General features: G+C 66.7%; 17 protein-coding genes. 9 read left to right on the top strand and 8 right to left on the bottom strand.

Annotated elements, in window-relative coordinates; genetic code table 11:
- Nucleotides 1–28 precede the first annotated feature (28 nt).
- The 5 genes from R1L06_RS11155 to R1L06_RS11175 all read right to left on the bottom strand — a co-directional run bounded on the left by R1L06_RS11155 (nt 29) and on the right by R1L06_RS11175 (nt 4,792).
- Nucleotides 29–778, bottom strand: coding sequence for a cytochrome c1 (locus tag R1L06_RS11155; RefSeq protein WP_317217729.1), 750 nt, complete (start codon nt 776–778; stop codon nt 29–31).
- Complete coding sequence (locus R1L06_RS11160) at nt 771–2,030, bottom strand: cytochrome b (protein WP_317217730.1); 1,260 nt, start codon at nt 2,028–2,030, stop codon at nt 771–773. The genes R1L06_RS11155 and R1L06_RS11160 overlap by 8 nt, the downstream gene beginning before the upstream one ends.
- Complete coding sequence (gene petA / locus R1L06_RS11165; RefSeq protein ID WP_010486121.1) at nt 2,030–2,650, bottom strand: ubiquinol-cytochrome c reductase iron-sulfur subunit; 621 nt, start codon at nt 2,648–2,650, stop codon at nt 2,030–2,032. Before petA ends, R1L06_RS11160 begins: the two co-directional genes overlap by 1 nt.
- A 200-nt stretch (nt 2,651–2,850) precedes the next feature.
- Nucleotides 2,851–3,777 carry a lytic transglycosylase domain-containing protein gene (locus R1L06_RS11170; protein WP_049463568.1) on the bottom strand — a complete coding sequence of 309 codons (927 nt, stop codon included), beginning with the start codon at nt 3,775–3,777 and terminating at the stop codon, nt 2,851–2,853.
- Between the two features lie 46 nt (nt 3,778–3,823).
- Nucleotides 3,824–4,792 (bottom strand): helix-turn-helix transcriptional regulator, encoded by a 969-nt coding sequence (locus tag R1L06_RS11175; RefSeq protein ID WP_317217731.1) that lies wholly within the window; start codon nt 4,790–4,792, stop codon nt 3,824–3,826.
- An 80-nt stretch (nt 4,793–4,872) separates the two neighbouring features.
- Here R1L06_RS11175 and R1L06_RS11180 point away from each other — a divergent pair, with 80 nt between their 5' ends.
- Together R1L06_RS11180 and miaB are read left to right on the top strand one after the other, a co-directional pair.
- Nucleotides 4,873–5,493, top strand: coding sequence for a glutathione S-transferase family protein (locus tag R1L06_RS11180; protein ID WP_012510589.1), 621 nt, complete (start codon nt 4,873–4,875; stop codon nt 5,491–5,493).
- Nucleotides 5,494–5,695: 202 nt separating this feature from the next.
- Nucleotides 5,696–7,114: a tRNA (N6-isopentenyl adenosine(37)-C2)-methylthiotransferase MiaB gene (miaB, locus tag R1L06_RS11185; protein WP_317217732.1), complete on the top strand. Its 1,419-nt coding sequence runs from the start codon at nt 5,696–5,698 to the stop codon at nt 7,112–7,114.
- Between the two features lie 79 nt (nt 7,115–7,193).
- Here the strand turns inward: miaB and R1L06_RS11190 are convergent, their stop codons facing one another.
- The 3 genes from R1L06_RS11190 to R1L06_RS11200 are packed head-to-tail and all read right to left on the bottom strand — an operon-like array spanning nt 7,194 to nt 10,203.
- Complete coding sequence (locus R1L06_RS11190) at nt 7,194–8,306, bottom strand: ABC transporter permease (RefSeq protein WP_049399908.1); 1,113 nt, start codon at nt 8,304–8,306, stop codon at nt 7,194–7,196.
- Complete coding sequence (locus tag R1L06_RS11195) at nt 8,303–9,226, bottom strand: ABC transporter ATP-binding protein (protein WP_049399907.1); 924 nt, start codon at nt 9,224–9,226, stop codon at nt 8,303–8,305. The genes R1L06_RS11190 and R1L06_RS11195 overlap by 4 nt, the downstream gene beginning before the upstream one ends.
- A gap of 20 nt (nt 9,227–9,246) precedes the next feature.
- Nucleotides 9,247–10,203: an HlyD family secretion protein gene (locus R1L06_RS11200; protein WP_317217733.1), complete on the bottom strand. Its 957-nt coding sequence runs from the start codon at nt 10,201–10,203 to the stop codon at nt 9,247–9,249.
- Between the two features lie 481 nt (nt 10,204–10,684).
- Between R1L06_RS11200 and R1L06_RS11205 the strand changes: the two genes are divergently transcribed.
- The 7 genes from R1L06_RS11205 to R1L06_RS11235 all read left to right on the top strand — a co-directional run bounded on the left by R1L06_RS11205 (nt 10,685) and on the right by R1L06_RS11235 (nt 16,612).
- Nucleotides 10,685–11,671, top strand: a complete 987-nt coding sequence (locus R1L06_RS11205) for a PhoH family protein (RefSeq protein WP_033834734.1) — start codon at nt 10,685–10,687, stop codon at nt 11,669–11,671.
- Nucleotides 11,668–12,153, top strand: coding sequence for an rRNA maturation RNase YbeY (ybeY, locus tag R1L06_RS11210; RefSeq protein ID WP_049399905.1), 486 nt, complete (start codon nt 11,668–11,670; stop codon nt 12,151–12,153). The genes R1L06_RS11205 and ybeY overlap by 4 nt, the downstream gene beginning before the upstream one ends.
- A 41-nt stretch (nt 12,154–12,194) precedes the next feature.
- Complete coding sequence (locus tag R1L06_RS11215) at nt 12,195–12,803, top strand: hypothetical protein (RefSeq protein WP_317217734.1); 609 nt, start codon at nt 12,195–12,197, stop codon at nt 12,801–12,803.
- A complete protein-coding gene (locus tag R1L06_RS11220) occupies nt 12,803–13,390 on the top strand; it encodes a hypothetical protein (protein ID WP_317217735.1) in 588 nt (195 codons plus the stop codon). Before R1L06_RS11215 ends, R1L06_RS11220 begins: the two co-directional genes overlap by 1 nt.
- Nucleotides 13,391–13,454: 64 nt before the next feature.
- Nucleotides 13,455–14,336, top strand: a complete 882-nt coding sequence (locus R1L06_RS11225) for a CorC family transporter (RefSeq protein ID WP_005408827.1) — start codon at nt 13,455–13,457, stop codon at nt 14,334–14,336.
- A complete protein-coding gene (locus R1L06_RS11230) occupies nt 14,333–15,583 on the top strand; it encodes a lipoprotein N-acyltransferase Lnb domain-containing protein (protein ID WP_317217736.1) in 1,251 nt (416 codons plus the stop codon). The genes R1L06_RS11225 and R1L06_RS11230 overlap by 4 nt, the downstream gene beginning before the upstream one ends.
- Nucleotides 15,584–15,589: 6 nt before the next feature.
- Nucleotides 15,590–16,612 carry a magnesium and cobalt transport protein CorA gene (locus R1L06_RS11235; RefSeq protein ID WP_317217737.1) on the top strand — a complete coding sequence of 341 codons (1,023 nt, stop codon included), beginning with the start codon at nt 15,590–15,592 and terminating at the stop codon, nt 16,610–16,612.
- Nucleotides 16,613–16,723 lie beyond the last annotated feature (111 nt).

The following is a 16,723-nucleotide window of genomic DNA, read 5'->3' on the forward strand; positions in this document are numbered from 1 at the left end:
TAGGCCCGTGCGATGGTCGGCGGCAGATTCAGTGAACGTCCTTCCAGTATTCCTTCTTCAGCAGGTACAGCAGGAAGGTCAGCAGGGCCAGGAACAGGATTACCCACACGCCCAGCTGCTGGCGCTTGAGCGCGGCCGGTTCACCGGCGTATTCGAGGAAGTTGGTGATGTCGCGCACGGCCTGGTCGTACTGTCCGGCATCGACGTTGCCTGGCGTTTCCAGGCGCAGGCCGGTCACCGGCGGGTCCATGCCCGGCGCCTCCGGCTTGCCATGCACGGCATGCTGCAGGCCCTGCATTTCCCACAGCGGGTTGGGCATGGACGCGTTGGCGAACAGCGCGTTGTTCCAGCCCAGCGGCCGGCTGCTGTCCAGGTAGAACGACTTGAGGTAGGTGTAGACCCAGTCGCTGCCGCGTACCCGCGAGATCAGGCTGAGGTCCGGCGGCATCTTGCCGAACCACTTTTCCGCCTGTTCCTTGGGCATCGCGACCGGGATCGGGTCACCGATCGCCGAGCCGGTGAAGTTGAGATTGGCCATCACCTCTTCCTCGCTCAGCCCCAGGTCCTGCGCCATGCGCGAATAGCGCAGGTACTTCAGCGCGTGGCAGCCGGAACAGTAGTTCATGTACAGCTGCGCGCCGCGCTGCAGCGAGGCGCGGTCACCAAGATCGTTGCCGGCCTGCAGCAGCTTGGTGCCACCTTCGGCGGCGGAGGCCAGGAAACTGCCCAGCATCAGGGTGGCCGTCAGGGCCAGCCGGACCATCCAGCGATCAGTCATGGGTGGTCACCCTCTCCGGTACCGGTTTGGTCCTGTCCAACCTTGTCCATACCGGCATGGTGATGAAGAACGCGAAGTACAGGAAGGTCAGCACCCGCCCGACGTAGGTTTCATGCGCATCGGTACCGGGGCCGGAACCGATCACGCCCAGCCAGACGAAGCACACGGCGAACACGCCCAGCAGCACCTTCGAGAGCACGCCGCGGTAGCGGTAGGACTTGACCTTCGCACGGTCCAGCCACGGCACCAGGAACAGGATCGCGATGGCCGAGAACATCACCAGCACGCCGCCCAGCTTGTTGGGCACCACGCGCAACATCGCGTAGTACGGCGTGTAATACCAGACCGGCTTGATGTGCTCGGGCGTCACCAGGCGGTTGGCCTCGGTGAAGTTGTCATGCTCCAGGAACAGGCCACCAAAGGCCGGTGCGAAGAAGATGATGAAGGCGGCGATGATCAGCAGGAAGCCGGCGCCGACGCCATCCTTGAGCGTGTAGTACGGATGGAAGGGAATGCCATCGGCCGGCGCGTTCGGCGACCAGCGGTTGCCCTTCGGCCCCTTCTTGATCTCCACGCCGTCGGGGTTGTTGGACCCCACTTCGTGCAGCGCACCCAGGTGCAGCACCACCAGCAGCAGCAGCACCAGCGGCAGGGCGATGACGTGCAGCGCGAAGAAGCGGTTGAGCGTGGCGTCACTGGGCAGGTAGTCGCCCATGATCCATTCGGTCAGGCCGTTGCCGATGACCGGTATCGCGCCGAACAGCGAGATGATGACCTTCGCACCCCAGAACGACATCTGCCCCCACGGCAGCACGTAGCCCATGAAGGCTTCGGCCATCAGCACCAGGTAGATCAGCATGCCGAGGATCCACACCAGCTCGCGCGGCTTCTGGTAACTGCCGTACATCAGGCCGCGGAACATGTGCAGGTAGACCACGATGAAGAACAGCGAGGCCCCGGTGGAATGCATGTAGCGGATCAGCCAGCCCCACTCCACGTCCCGCATGATGTATTCGATGGAGCCGAACGCCTCGGCGGCGTTGGTCTTGTAGTGCATCGTCAGGAAGATGCCGGTGACGATCTGGTTGACCAGCACCAGCAGCGCCAGCGAACCGAAGTAGTACCAGATGTTGAAGTTCTTCGGCGCGTAGTACTCGCTGACGTGCTTGCGGTACACCGGCATCAGGCCCGGTGCCCGGGCATTGACCCAGTCGGCCACGCCGCTGGCGGTACGGCTGAGGATATTGGCCATCAGGCAGCCCCCTGCGGATCGACACCGATGATGATGGTGTTGTCGTCCTGGTAGTGGTGCGCGGGCACCTTCAGGTTGATCGGCGCCGGCACGTCCTTGAAGACGCGGCCGGACATATCGAAGCGCGACTTGTGGCAGGGGCAGAAGTAGCCGCCCTTCCACTGCGGGTCGTAGGGTTCAGGCCGGATCTCGGCGACCATTTCCGGCGAGCAGCCCAGGTGCGTGCACAGGCCGACCAGCACGGAGATGTCCGGCTTGATCGAGCGCAGCTCGGGGTTCTGCTTCAGCACGTACTCCGGCTGCTGGTCCTTCTCGCCGGACTCGGGGTCCTTGAGACGGCCGTCCAGCCCGTGCAGCGCATCGAGGATCGCCTTGGACCGTTTGACGATCCAGATCGGCTGGCCACGCCATTCCACGATCAGGCGTTGGCCTTCCTGCAGGGCGCTGATGTCGGCCACCACCGGTGCGCCGGCAAGCTTGGCGCGGGCACTGGGGTTCCAGGATTTGATGAAAGGAACTGCGGTGAATCCGACGCCGACGGCGCCCACCACGGCTGTGGTGGCAGAAAGAAAACGCCGACGTCCGGTGTTGACTGGATCGTGTACCCCATCGTTGGCCATCCGGCACTCCGATATTGATTAGGTAGCTTTAAGGCTGCCAGCGGATCCGGTGGGGGCCAGAGCCGCATTGAATCACGGTCGAGTGTAGCGGAACCGTCGCGCGCCACACAACGCATTGCAACAACATTGATTGCGGGGTTGCCGGCCAGCGGCCGGTCGGTACCGGCCATTGCCCAGGGGTTGCCGGCCAGCGGCCGGCACTACTGGTGCGTCAATGCGGTGCGGTAACGCTCGGCCAGCTGCCCGACCCGGCGCACGTAGTACTGGGTTTCGCTGTAGGGCGGTACGCCACCGTGGCGGTCGACCGCGCCTTCGCCAGCGTTGTAGCCAGCTGCGGCAAGGGTCAGATCGCCATTGAAGCGCTTCAACAACCACGCAAGATACTGCACGCCGCCACGGATGTTCTGCCCGGCATCGTAGGAATCACTGACCCCGAAGCGGGCAGCGGTCGGCGGCATCAGCTGCATCAGGCCCTGCGCACCCGCGCGGCTGAGCGCGGTCGGGTTGTAGGCCGACTCGGCGTGGATGATCGCGCGCACCACAGCCTCTTCCACGCCGAACTCGCGCGCGGCCGAGGTGATCTCGGCCTGGAAGGCCGAGGTGTTCAGGCGCACGGTGCCGAAGTCCACGCGTGGATTGACCCCGCACGCGTAGCAGCGCTCCATGAAGCTGTAGCGGATGGTCCGCACCGGGCCGAGGTTGGCCACCTGGGTCGGGCGCGCACTGGTGTAGTGGCGCACGCCGTCCTTCATGAAGGAATAGACCTGGCCGCTGACCATGCGTCCGGCGCGCGGGGCGACCGGCTGTGCTGGAGCAGCTGCGGGCGCGGATGCAGGTGTCGGCGCGGCCGCTGCCGGCGTTGCGGCGCTCGCGGCAACGGCCACCGGATTGCGTTCAATGCTGGCCACCGCGGTCGGCGTCGGCCTTGGCGCGGCCACCACCGGGCGCGGCGCCGGACGGGTGTCGCGGCTGTAGCTGATGGTGCTGCAGCGCGCACCGGCCACCCGCTTGCTCACATAACTGGTGACGCCGTCAGGGCCCTGGCACTTGTACAGGGTTCCGGCGCTGGCCGGCGCAGCGGTCAGCGCAGCGATGATGATCGCCGTTGTCCCCAGTATCCCCTTCATGGCGGCGAGTGTCCCAGCTTCGCCGGGGCTTGCCAAGCGATGTGGCTCAGCCTGTGACCGGCGGCACAGCCAGCACCTGGCCCAGCCCGGCCAGGCGCTGGGCCAGTTCGTCGCGCAGGCCCGGCGGGGTGGTCCACAGCGCCACCGGCACGCGGTCCAGGCTCAGGATCTGCGCCAGCATCATGCCCCGGCTCTCAGCACCCATGCGCAGCAGGCAGTGCTCGGTGCCGTCCGCCTCCAGCACCCCGCACCAGGGTGGAATGCGACCTTCCAGCTCGGCGCGGCTGCCGGCCAGACGGACGATGGCCTGCAGCGCGAACGGGGCCTGGCTGACCGCCTGCCGCACCATCACGTCCGGCGGCGCCGGGGTGCGCCGGTGCATGCCCGGCTCGGAGCACTCACGCACCTCGCCCATCCGGTCCACGCGCAGGGTGCGCCAGTCCTGCCGGCCCAGATCCCAGGCCAGCAGGTACCAGCGCCGCCCGTAGTTGACCAGGTGCTGGGCCTCGACCTCGCGCTGGGTGACGGCCTCCTGTGCGCTGCGGTATTCGAAGGCCAGCCGCGACGCCTGCCGGCAGTACTGGGCCAGCCGCCCGAGCACGCGCGCATCGGTGGACGGAAGATCGGACAGGGTGGCCGTCGCTGCATGCACCTCGCCGGCCTGCTGGCGGCGACGGGTCGGCACCAGCGGGTCGAGCTTGGACAGCAGGCCACGCGCGGTGTCGTCAATGCCGGCGACGGTGGCCGAGGCCGCGCGCAGGGCGATGGCCAGGGTGGTCGCCTCTTCCTCATCCAACAGCATGGGAAGTACGGGTGCCCCTGCCCCCAGCTGGTAGCCGCCGCCAACCCCGGATGAGGCCTGCACCGGATAGCCCAGTTCGCGCAGGCGCTCGATGTCACGACGGATGCTGCGCCGGTCCACGCCCATGCGCTCGGCCAACTCGGCCCCGGACCACTGGCGACGGGCCTGCAGCAGGGCGATCAGGCGCAACAGTCGATGGGCGGTATGGCGCATGAAGGATCGAGGACAGAAGTCGTCCGCAATAGTGCCCCAGGATGAGCTCCAGTTCACCACCCACCGCAAGGAGCAATGCCATGACATCCCGCCAGATCACCCTGTACCACGCCGCCCGTTCACGCTCGAGCGGCGCCGTGGCCCTGCTCGAAGCGCTGGGTGCCGACTACCGCATGCAGGTGCTGGACCTGAAGGCCGGCGCCAATCTGGCTCCGGCCTACCTGGCCATCAACCCGATGGGCAAGGTGCCGGCCATCGTCCACAACGGCGCACTGGTGACCGAACAGGTGGCGATCTACCTGTACCTGGCCGACCTGTACCCGGAAGCCGGGCTGGCCCCGCCGATCGGCGACGCCCTGCGCGGCCCCTACCTGCGCTGGATGGCCTTCTACGGCGCCTGTTTCGAGCCGGCGATGATCGACAAGGCAATGCACCGCGAGCCGCCGCCGCGCCTGATGTCGCCCTACAACGACGCGGAGACGGTGCTGCAGGTGATCGAAGCCCAGCTGGCACAGGGGCCGTACCTGCTCGGCGAGACGATGAGCGCCGCCGACGTGCTGTGGGGCAATGCGCTGGCCTGGACCACCGCCTTCGGCCTGGTGCAGCCGGCGCCGGCAACGGCTGATTACATTGCACGGATGAGTGCGATGACCGCTTTCGACCGTTCGCGGCAGATCGATGCGGAGCTGGCAGCGGCCTGAGGCATGCCGACGGGCGCGGCCGGGCGCTACCGGGGGGGCGGACCCGGAATTCCAGTAGATCCACGCCATGCGTGGATGACCCGCCCGCCGTGCCTGCGGGACGGAAAGCAGCCAGGCATGGCCTGGCTCTACTGGGCCGGCGCACGCGCTGGGATGCGGGTAGAATTGCCCGCTTTCCCGCCACCCGAATGGATTAAGCGCCATGACCGGGACGCCAGACGTCTTTCCGCCCTCCACGCCGGGTGGTACCCCGCTCGTTGCCCTGCCCGCCGGTCCGCGCAAGCCCGACCAGGTGAAAGGCAAGCTGTACATCAAGACCCACGGTTGCCAGATGAACGAGTACGACTCGGCCAAGATGGCTGACGTGCTTGCCGCCAGCGATGGGCTGGAACTGACCGACAGCCCGGACGACGCCGACGTCATCCTGGTCAATACCTGCTCCATCCGCGAGAAAGCGCAGGAGAAGGTATTCAGCCAGCTGGGCGTATGGAAGGGCCTGAAGAACAAGGGCCGCGAGGTCATCATCGGCGTGGGCGGCTGCGTCGCTTCACAGGAAGGCGAGGCAATCATCAAGCGCGCGCCGTTCGTCGACCTGGTGTTCGGCCCGCAGACTCTGCACCGCCTGCCGGAACTGATCCGTGCACGACGCGAGCAGAAGCGCCCGCAGGTGGACATCAGCTTCCCTGAGATCGAGAAGTTCGACCGCCTGCCCGAGCCACGCGCCGAAGGTGCTTCGGCCTTCGTCTCGATCATGGAAGGTTGTTCCAAGTACTGCTCGTTCTGCGTGGTGCCCTACACCCGCGGTACCGAAGTCAGCCGCCCGTTCGAGGACGTGGTGGTGGAGGTGGCGCAGCTGGCTGCACAGGGCGTGCGTGAGATCAACCTGCTCGGCCAGAACGTCAACGCCTACCGTGGGCCCTATGGGGACGGCGAGTTCGCCGACCTCGGCCTGCTGATCCGCACCATCGCCGAGATCGATGGCGTCGGCCGCATCCGCTTCACCACCTCGCATCCGCTGGAGTTCAGCGATTCGCTGATCGACGCGTTCCGCGACGTGCCGCAGCTGGCCAACTTCCTGCACCTGCCGGTACAAGCAGGCAGCGACCGCGTGCTGTCGGCGATGAAGCGTGGCTACACCGCACTGGAATTCAAGTCGAAGATCCGCAAGCTGCGCGCGGTGCGCCCGGACATCTCGATCAGCTCGGACTTCATCGTCGGTTTCCCCGGCGAGACCGATGCCGACTTCGAGAAGACCATGAAGCTGATCGAGGACATCGGCTTCGACCACAGCTTCTCCTTCATCTATTCGCGTCGCCCGGGTACACCGGCTGCGGATCTGGAGGACACGATCAGCGATGCCGAGAAGCACGCGCGCCTGTCGCGCCTGCAGGAACGCATCAATGCGCACGCTGCCGGCATTTCCGAGAAGATGGTCGGTACCGTGCAGACCGTGCTGGTGGAAGGGCCCTCGCGGAAGAACCCGAACGAACTGACCGGCAAAACCGAGAACATGCGTTCGGTGAATTTCCCGGCGCCGGCACGATTGATCGGCCAGTTCGTGGACGTGGTGATCACCGAAGCGCTGACCAATTCGCTGCGCGCGCGGGTGGTGGCGGAATAAGGTTAGGGTGTGCCGACCAACGGTCGGCACCCACCGGAGTTGATGCCGGCCAGCGGCCGGCACTACCGGATGGCATGCCTCAATCCAATCGCTTGCGGAAACGCAGGATCGCCAGCGTCATCATCACCACGATGAAGGCCAGCAGCGCCAGCGCATCGTGCCACAGCTCCCACAGCGAGGCGCCGCGCAGCATGATGCCGCGCACCAGGCGCAGGAAGTGGGTCAGCGGCAGCACTTCGGCCAGCCACTGCACCGGCCGTGGCATGCCGGCGAACGGGAACATGAAGCCCGACAACAGGATCGACGGCAGGAACAGGAACAACGTCATCTGCATCGCCTGGAACTGCGAGCGCGCGCGCGTTGAGATCAGCAGGCCCAGCGCCAGGTTGGCCAGCACCAGCAGCACCGCTGCCAGATAGATGTCCAGCAGGCTGCCGCGGATCGGCACCTGGAACAGCCAGGTGCCCAGCACCAATACCAGCGTGGTCTGCAGCAGACCGATGGCCGCATAGGGCAGCACCTTGCCGACCATCAGTTCGCTGCGCGACACCGGTGTGGCGATCAGCAGTTCCATGTTGCCGCGCTCGCGTTCGCGCACCACCGCTACGGCCGTGAACATCACCAGGGTCATGGTCAGGATCACCCCGATCAGGCCCGGCACGATGTTCACCGCCGAACGCCGCTGCGGGTTGTAGAAGCTGGTCACGCTGATCGGACCACCAGCGATGCTGCCTTCGCGCAGCGGCCGCGTGTTGCTGGTCGGGCGCGTATCCAGCGGCACCTGTGCCAGCTGGATCGCTGCGCTCTGCACCACGGTGTCGCTGCCGTCGACCAGCACCTGTACCGCCTCGCGTCCATCGAAGCGACGACGCTCGAAGTCGGCCGGCACCACGATGCCGACACTGATTTCGCCACGGCGCAGCGCCTGCATCAGTTGATCGGGCGTGTACGCCTCGCTGCGCGGCGTGATCACGCCGGTGGCGACCATGTCCTGCACCAGCGCGCGTGACGCCGCGCTGTTGGCCTGGTCGGCGACACCGGCGTTGAGATGGCGCAGGTTGAGATTGATCGCGTAGCCGAACAGCAGCAGCTGCATCACCGGAATGCCGACGATCATCGCCAGCGTGATGCGGTCGCGGCGCAGCTGCCGCAGCTCCTTGAGCATGATCGCCCACAGGCGGCGCAGGTTCATGCTGCCGGCTCCCGGCCACGGCCGCGGGTGGCCGCCACGAACACGTCTTCCAGGTTCGGTGCCACCGCCTCGATGCGGGCCTGCGGATCGGCGCTGGCCAGCGCGCGCCGCAATGCGGCGGCGTCCGCGACATCCTCGCTGCACAATACCCGCAGCTGGGTGCCGATCTGCGCCACGCTCAGCACGCCGGGCAGCTCAGACAGTGCGCGGCTGGCCTGACGCGGCTGCGTCGAGGTGACCTGCAGCGTGCGGCCGTCCAGCCGTGCACACAGTTCGGCCGGCGTGCCATCGGCCACCAGTGCGCCACGATCAAGGATCGCCAGCCGGTGGCAGCGCTCGGCCTCGTCCATGTAGTGGGTCGACACCAGCACCGTGGTGCCGGCATCAGCCAGCTCGAACAGGGCTTCCCAGAAATCGCGGCGCGATTCGGGATCGACCGCACTGGTCGGCTCGTCCAGGAACAGCAGTTCGGGCGAATGCACCACGGCACCGGCCAGGGCCAGGCGCTGCTTCTGGCCACCACTGAGCGTGCCAGCCAGTTGTGGCTGGCGGTCCTGCAGCCGGTATTGCTGCAGCAGTTCGTCGACCCGCTGCCGGGCCTGTGCGCGCGGCAGGTCCTGGATGGCGGCGAGGAACTCCAGGTTCTCGCGCACCGACAGATCTTCATACAACGAGAAGCGCTGGGTCATGTAGCCGATGCGTCGGCGCAGCGCTTCGGCCTGCTCGGGAACCGCCAACCCCAGCACCTCGATCTGCCCTGCGCTGGGTTCCAGCAGGCCGCACAGCATGCGGATGGTGGTCGACTTGCCAGACCCGTTCGGGCCCAGAAAACCGTATACCTGTCCGCGCGGTACGGTCAGGTCGACGTTGTCCACGGCCAGCAGCTCGCCGAAGCGGCGGGTCAGGCCCTGGGCATGCACCGCGATGTCGTTGCCGGTGTTCAGAAGCTCACCTGCACCGGCATTCCCGCCGGCAGATTCTGCATGTCGGAGGGAGCGTCCACTTCGATCTCGGCGAGGTAGCTCAGGCGCGCGACGTCGTCACCGGTCAGTGCGTAGTACGGAGTAAATGAAGGCTCGCTGCGGATCAAGCGCACATGCCCCTTCAACGCAGCGCCTTGCCCTTCCAGGTGCACCTGCGCGACCTGCCCGACCTTGACCTGCAACCGCAATGGCTGCGGCAGGTAGACGCGCGCATAGGGGCGCTCGCCGACCAGCATCACCGCCAGCGGCGCGCCGACCGGCGCCTGGTCGCCCTGCCGGTAAGGCAAGGCATCGACCACGCCGTCGCGCGGCGCACGCAATTGCAGCTTCTGCAGGTTCACGGCCTGCACTGCCTGTTGCGCCTGCGCGGCATCGGCGGCGGCCTGGCCCTGGGCGATATCCTGCACACGGCTGCCGTGCACCCGCTCCAGCCAGGCCTGCTCGGCAGCACGCACGCTGGCCTCGGCATTGCCGGCGGCGGCACGTGCACGATCCAGCTCAGCGGCGGCAATCAAGCGCTGCTGTGCCAACGGCTGGACCCGTCGGTAATAGGCACTTGCTTCGGCAGCCTGTGCGCGCAGCGCGGCCAGTTGCGCCTGGGCCTGCGCGATCTGCTCCTGGCGTGGGCCGATCTTCAGTTCTTCCAGCTGCGCCTGCGCACGCGCCGTATCAGCCTGCGCTGCGGCGAACTGCGCGTCGCCGCGGGCCGGGTCGAGCTGCATCAGCACGGCGCCGGCCTTGACCTGCTGTCCCTCGCGCACCTCCACCGTGGCGATCACTTCGGCCGCCGGCGCCGGCACCGTGATCCGGTCCCACTCCAGCGTGCCCAGTGCAGTCGGTGTTGACTGCCCACACCCGGCCAGCAGGCCGATGCCCGCCAGTCCGATTCCTCGCATCCCGTTGCCGATGCCCATGCCATCCCCTCCTGCGACGGCGACACGGTGCCATGTGCCCCGTGCCCCCTCAATGATTCCGATCAGCCCTGGCGGTTTTTTAGCCACGCGCGGGCACGCCTTTTGCTGCAAGGCTCCGCACCACCTATCCACAGGTTGATTCGGCATCATTCCACAACCGTTGTGGAAATCCGCCAGCACGCGGCTTTGTTGCTCGCCCGGCAACGAAACCTGCACTGTCATCACGATGAATGCCCCCGTGCAGGCCCCCTTGGCAGTGCTGCCGAAGCGACGAGCGACCATGACGTTTTTTTCACCAGGACCTCATGGGCCTTGTGGCACAAGCATTGCGAAGGTCTATCCACAGGTTTTCGCGCCCCCCGTCCACACCGGGTGTGGAAAACGCTGTATCGACCGTCTGCTGGCCGTGTGCCCCGCACGCGCGCTACCCTTGTCTCCCCTGAATACACTGCGGTGGAAGGCGTCCGCCCCACCCGAAGCAATGAAAAGCATCGAGCATCGAGACTTCACCCTGTCGCCGGAAGACAACGAACGGCTGGCCAACCTGTGTGGCCCGTTCGACGGGCACCTGCGGCAGATCGAACTGAAACTCGGCGTGGAAATCGCCAACCGTGGCTTCGTGTTCCGCATCAGCGGGCCCAACGAAGCCATCGTCGAGGCGCAGAAGCTGGTTGAAGCGCTGTACGCCGAAGCCGGCGAAACGACCTTCGACAACCACGCCATCCACCTGCGCCTGGCGCAGGCCAATGTCGAGCAGATCGCCGAGCGCTCCTACGAAGCGCAGGAGGTGGCGATCAAGGTCAAGCGCGGCACGGTACGCGGGCGCGGTGCCAACCAGGCCCGCTACCTGCACCAGATCGCAACCCACGACATCAACTTCGGCATCGGGCCGGCCGGCACCGGCAAGACCTTCCTGGCGGTGGCCAGCGCGGTCGAAGCACTGAACGAATCGCGGGTGCAGCGGCTGATCCTGGTCCGTCCCGCGGTGGAAGCCGGCGAGAAGCTGGGCTTCCTGCCCGGCGACCTGAGCCAGAAGGTCGATCCCTATCTGCGACCGCTGTACGACGCCCTGTACGAGATGATGGGCGTGGAAAAGGTGGTCAAGCTGCTGGAAAGGAACGTCATCGAGATCGCGCCGCTGGCCTATATGCGCGGCCGCACGCTCAACGATGCGTTCGTGATCCTGGACGAAGCACAGAACACCACCATCGAGCAGATGAAGATGTTCCTGACCCGCCTCGGCTACGGCTCCACCGCGGTGGTCACCGGTGACCTGACCCAGACCGACCTGCCCAAGCACGTGAAGTCGGGCCTGCGCGATGCCATCGATGTGCTGCGCGACGTGGAGGGTGTCAGCTTCACCTTCTTCGAATCCCGCGACGTGGTCCGCCACCCGCTGGTGGCGCGTATCGTCAGCGCCTACGACCGCCGCGACCTGCATCAGATCCAACCTGGAGCAACTCCATGACCCGTGGTCCCGTGCGACTGGACGTCGCCGTCAGTTATGCCCTGCCGCGTGCCGGCCTGCCGGCGGCAGTGAGCTTCCGCAAGTGGGTGGCTGCCGCGCTGAAGGGCCGCATCCGCGAGGCCGACCTGGCCATCCGCGTGGTCGACGCCAAGGAAGGCCAGTCGTTGAACCGCCACTACCGTGGCAAGGACTACGCCACCAACGTGCTCAGCTTCCCGGCCGAAGTGCCCGAAGGCCTGCCCAAGGGCGTCAAGTTCCCGTTGCTGGGTGACCTGGTGATCTGTGCTCCGGTCGTGGCACGGGAGGCCGACGAACAGAGCAAGGCGCTCAATGCCCATTACGCGCATCTGACCGTGCACGGCGTGCTGCACCTGCTCGGCTGGGACCACGAGGACGACAAGGAAGCCGAGGCGATGGAGCAGCTGGAGCGCGAAATCCTGGCCGAGCTGGGCATCGACGATCCATACGCGGGCGAGCGCTGAGCGGGCCACCGCCCGTCGCCAGGAACACGAGAGGAACAAGGATGACCTCGGGAAACGGCTCAATGATGTTTGTGATCGGCGCCACCTTGTTCGCCATGCTGCTGGTGCTGGGCGCGTATGCCGTGCGCCGCATCAGCGCCCGCGAACCCAGCGGCAGGCACTGGCTGCTGCGCAGCCTGGCCCTGCTCTCGCCCGTGTGCCTGCTGGCCGGGCTGGCGATCGGCATGATCGGCCCGCACCTCAGCGGACGGTTGGAACCGGCCCATCTCCCCGGTCTGCTTGAAACGTCGATGGTGCTGATGCTGGTGGGTGCACTGACCCTTCCGCTCCTGTGGCGGATGATCGTGCACCGCCGCCTGGGCCGCTCCGTGAACGCACTCCCGTTCTTCCACGCCAGCCGTACCTCGCTGCTGGTGCTGTTCGTGCTGGCTGTGATCTACATGAAAGTGGGCAGGACCGCCGCAGCGGAACTGATGCCCTGGCTGACCAGCCCGGGCCTGTGGCCGGCGGTGGCGCGCATCGCGGGGCAATCGATGCAGGTCGCCATGATTGCGGTCGTGCTGACCCTCTCACTCATGGTCGTGCGGCGGGCGATGACCGGTTTCCTGCGCCTTCTCACCGGGCTGTTCAGGCGCTCGCCGGGGCTATGATGGCGGCCCTTCGCCTGCGGAAACCGACCGTGTCACTGCGCTGCTGCCTGCCCCTGCTCTGTGCCCTCGCCGCTCCCTCCGCCTTCGCCACCAGCCTGGACCTGCCGGCCCTGATCGAATGCCGCCAGGGCGTGGCCGAGCAGGCCGCGCTGGCGCCGCTGCTGGCCGATCCGCTGAAGGCCGTGGCCCAGGGCCTGCAGCCGCTGCCGCAGGGCAACCAGTTCATGAGCGAGTTCCGGCTGGCCGGCCCGATCACCGTCTTCGGCCAACAGACCGAGCGGGTGGCGGTGGCCGGCGCCAGCATCATGGCGGTGCTCGACCAGGCCGACCCACGCCCGCTGGCCAAACGGCTGGGATTGGAGACCGGCTACGACCAGGACGGCAAGTTCATGGCCGGCCGCGAACTGGTCAGCCGCGACGTGACCGACCCGAAGACCGGCGAGGCCCAGATCGAGTCGATCATCCTCAGCGTCTCCACCGTGGCCTCCCACCCCGGCAAGACCCTGGCCGGCTGCACCTACAGCCTGGACCTGCCCGAGGAGGAGCCGGCCCCGGCCGCCCCAACCCCGGCCACCGGCAGTCACTGACAGGCCGTCACATCCTGCTAGACTTGGGTCAACGCCCGGCCTGCCGGGTGCCTTTTTTCCAGAGATGTCAGAAGACGACAGTAGTAGCTCCCCTGCGGAGCACAGTGAAAAGAAGCGCGGCTGGCTTGAACGCCTGACCTCCGCCTTCTCCGGCGAACCCCATACCCGCGACGAGCTGGTCGCTGTCCTGCACACTGCGCAGGAAGAGGGTCTGATCGCCGCCGATACCCTGAAGATGATGGAAGGCGCCATTTCGGTGGCCGAGCTGACCGTGGGAGACGTGATGATTTCGCGCTCGCAGATGGTCTCGCTGCCGGTTGAAGCGCCCTTCCTGGAACTGATGAAGCAGGTGGTCGAATCCGGCCATTCGCGCTTCCCGGTACACGGCGAGAACAAGGACGACATCCTTGGCATCCTGTTGGCAAAGGACCTGCTGCGCGGCGTGGTTGCCGACAACGGCCCGGCCAACGTGCGCGAGCTGCTGCGCCCGGCGGTGCTGATCCCGGAAGCGAAGAAGCTCAACGTGCTGCTGAAGGAATTCCGCCTGTCGCGCAACCACATGGCCATCGTGGTGGACGAGTACGGCGGTGTCGCCGGCCTGGTCACCATCGAGGACGTGCTGGAACAGATCGTCGGCGAGATCGACGATGAGCATGACGAGGCTGAAGATCCCTCGGCGCAGATCGCCATCCAGTCCGACGGCCAGTACGTGGTCGACGCGCTGACCCCGATCGGCGACTTCAACGAGCGCTTCGGCGCGACGTTCTCCGACGAGGACTACGACACCATCGGCGGCCTGGTCACCGAGGCCGTGGGCCATCTGCCGGAAGTCGGTGACGAGCTGGCGCTGGATCGCTTCATGTTCCGCGTGGCCCGCGCCGATGCGCGCCGGGTACAGGCCTTCCACGTGACCGTGCTGCCGCCGGACGCGCAGGACGACGCTTGAAGCGCCGCGGCCTGATCCTCATGGTGTGGCTGGCACTGTGCGTGCTGGCCATGGCCCTGCCGCTGGCCGCCTTCGCGCAACCGGTGGCAGCCACACCTGCCGTACCTGCAACCAACGCTGAAGTCCCTGCCCCGCGCATCGGCGTGGTGACCATGCAGCCGGGCACCGTGTTCTTCGAACGCTTCGGCCACGACGCCATCGTCGTGGTCGATCCGGTCAGCGGCGAGGCAACCTCGTACAACTTCGGCTACTTCGATCCGTCCGAGGACGATTTCATCAGCCGCTTCGCACGCGGCGACATGATGTATTACCTGGTGGCGCTGCCGTTGCAGCAGGACCTGTCGTACTACGACGAGACCGGCCGTGGCGCCAGCGTGCAGTGGCTGGACCTGCGCCCGGACCAGGCGCGTGCGCTGGCCGCCGACCTGGCCGAGCGGGCCAAGCCGGAAAACGCGCGCTACCACTACGATTACTACACCGCCAACTGCGCCACGATGGTGCGCGACACGGTGGACAAGGCATTGGGTGGCGGCCTGCAGTCGCAGCTGTCGGGGCGCTCGCGCGGCAACACCTACCGCAGTGAATCGGTCCGCCTGGCGTCGCCGGCACCGTGGATGTGGCTGGGCTTCGATGTCGGCCTTGGGCCGTTCGCCGACCAGCCGCTGTCGCGCTGGCAGGAAGCCTTCGTGCCGATGCGCCTGGCCGATGCGCTGCGCCAGGCACGCAACAGCGATGGCCGTCCGCTGGTGCAGTCCGAACAGGAACTGCTGCCGCACCGTATCGATGCGGAGCCGAAGGAATTCGCGCGCCGCTGGTGGCCATGGCTGCTGCTCGGGCTGATCGTGGCCGGCGGCGTGCTGGCGCTGCGCAACCGCCCGCGCCTGCTGGCCGGACTGGCCCTGCCGTTCTGGCTGCTGTGCGCCCTGTTTGGTGGCGTGCTGGTGTTCCTGTGGGGCTTCAGCATCCACTACGCCGCATGGGCCAACCGCAACCTGCTGTTGCTCTCGCCGCTGGCCGTGCTGCTGTTGCCGGGTGCAATCGCCCTGCTGCGCCGTCGCGTGCCGGGTCGCATGTTCAGGATCGCGTTGTGGCTGCTGGCGGTACAGGCGGTGGCCGCGCTGGTGCTGCACTGGCTGAGCCTGCAGGCGCAGTACAACGTGCAGTGGATCGTGCTGTTGCTGCCCGTCCACGTCGCGCTGGCGTGGGTGCTGGGGCGTGCTCCTCACTTGTCCAAAACACAGCCCTGACGCACGATGGCGGGCATGTCATTGCCCGCCTCTGCTGCCGCGCCCGCCTCGGCCAACCCCGCCTGCGTCATCAACTGCGTCCACTACGATGACGAGGGCAAACGCCACGACATCACCCTGGACGCCATCAGCGATGTCATTGCCAGTGGCAACGGCTTCGTCTGGGTCGGCCTGTACGACCCCAATGATGATGTGCTGTTGAAACTGCAGGAAGAGTTCTGCCTGCACGACCTGGCCATCGAGGATGCGCGCAACGCGCACCAGCGGCCCAAGGTCGAGACCTACGGCAATTCGATGTTCGTGGTGGTGACCACCGCACAGATGGTCGACGAGCGCATCCAGTACGGCGAAACCCATGCCTTCCTCGGCCCGCGCTTCCTGGTGACGGTACGCCATGGCGCTTCGCTGTCCTATGCCCCGGTGCGTGCGCGGGTGGAACGCGAGCCGCAGCTGCTGAAGATGGGCCCGTCGTACTGCCTGTACGCGGTGACCGACTTCGTGGTCGACAACTACCTGCCGATTGTGCACCGCTTCCGCGACACCCTGGAGCTGCTGGAGAAGGACATCTTCGCCGACACCTACAAGCGCAGCACGGTGGTGCGGCTGTACGAGCTCAAGCGCGAGCTGAACAAGATGCGGATGGCGGTGGCGCCGCTGCAGGATGTGCTGGCGCAGCTGCGCCGCTACCAGGGCGAGCTGGTGCCGGACGAAGTGAAGCTGTACGTGCGCGATGTGCACGACCATGCGGTACGCATCAGTGATGTGATCGACACGCTGCGCGAGATGCTGGGCACCGCACTGAGCGTGAACCTGTCGCTAGTGACGCTGGCGCAGGGCGAGACAGTGAAGCGGCTGGGTGCATGGGCCGCGCTGCTGGCGGCGCCGACGCTGATCACCAGCTGGTACGGCATGAACTTCAGCCACATGCCGGAGTTGAGCGAGCCGTGGTCCTACCCGCTGATGATCGTGGGCGTGGGTGGCGTGTGCGTGGGGCTGTACCGGTTGTTCAAGCGCGCGAAGTGGTTGTAGGGCGTATCGACCAACGGTCGATACCCACCGGACCGGTAGGCCACGACCGTGGGTCGTGGCGCATGACCCGCTTCTGGTAGTGCCGGCCGCTGGCCGGCAACCAGGCAATGC

It is taken from the genome of Stenotrophomonas mexicanensis, assembly GCF_032911605.1.
In the GTDB taxonomy this organism is placed as follows: Bacteria; Pseudomonadota; Gammaproteobacteria; order Xanthomonadales; family Xanthomonadaceae; genus Stenotrophomonas; species Stenotrophomonas maltophilia_A.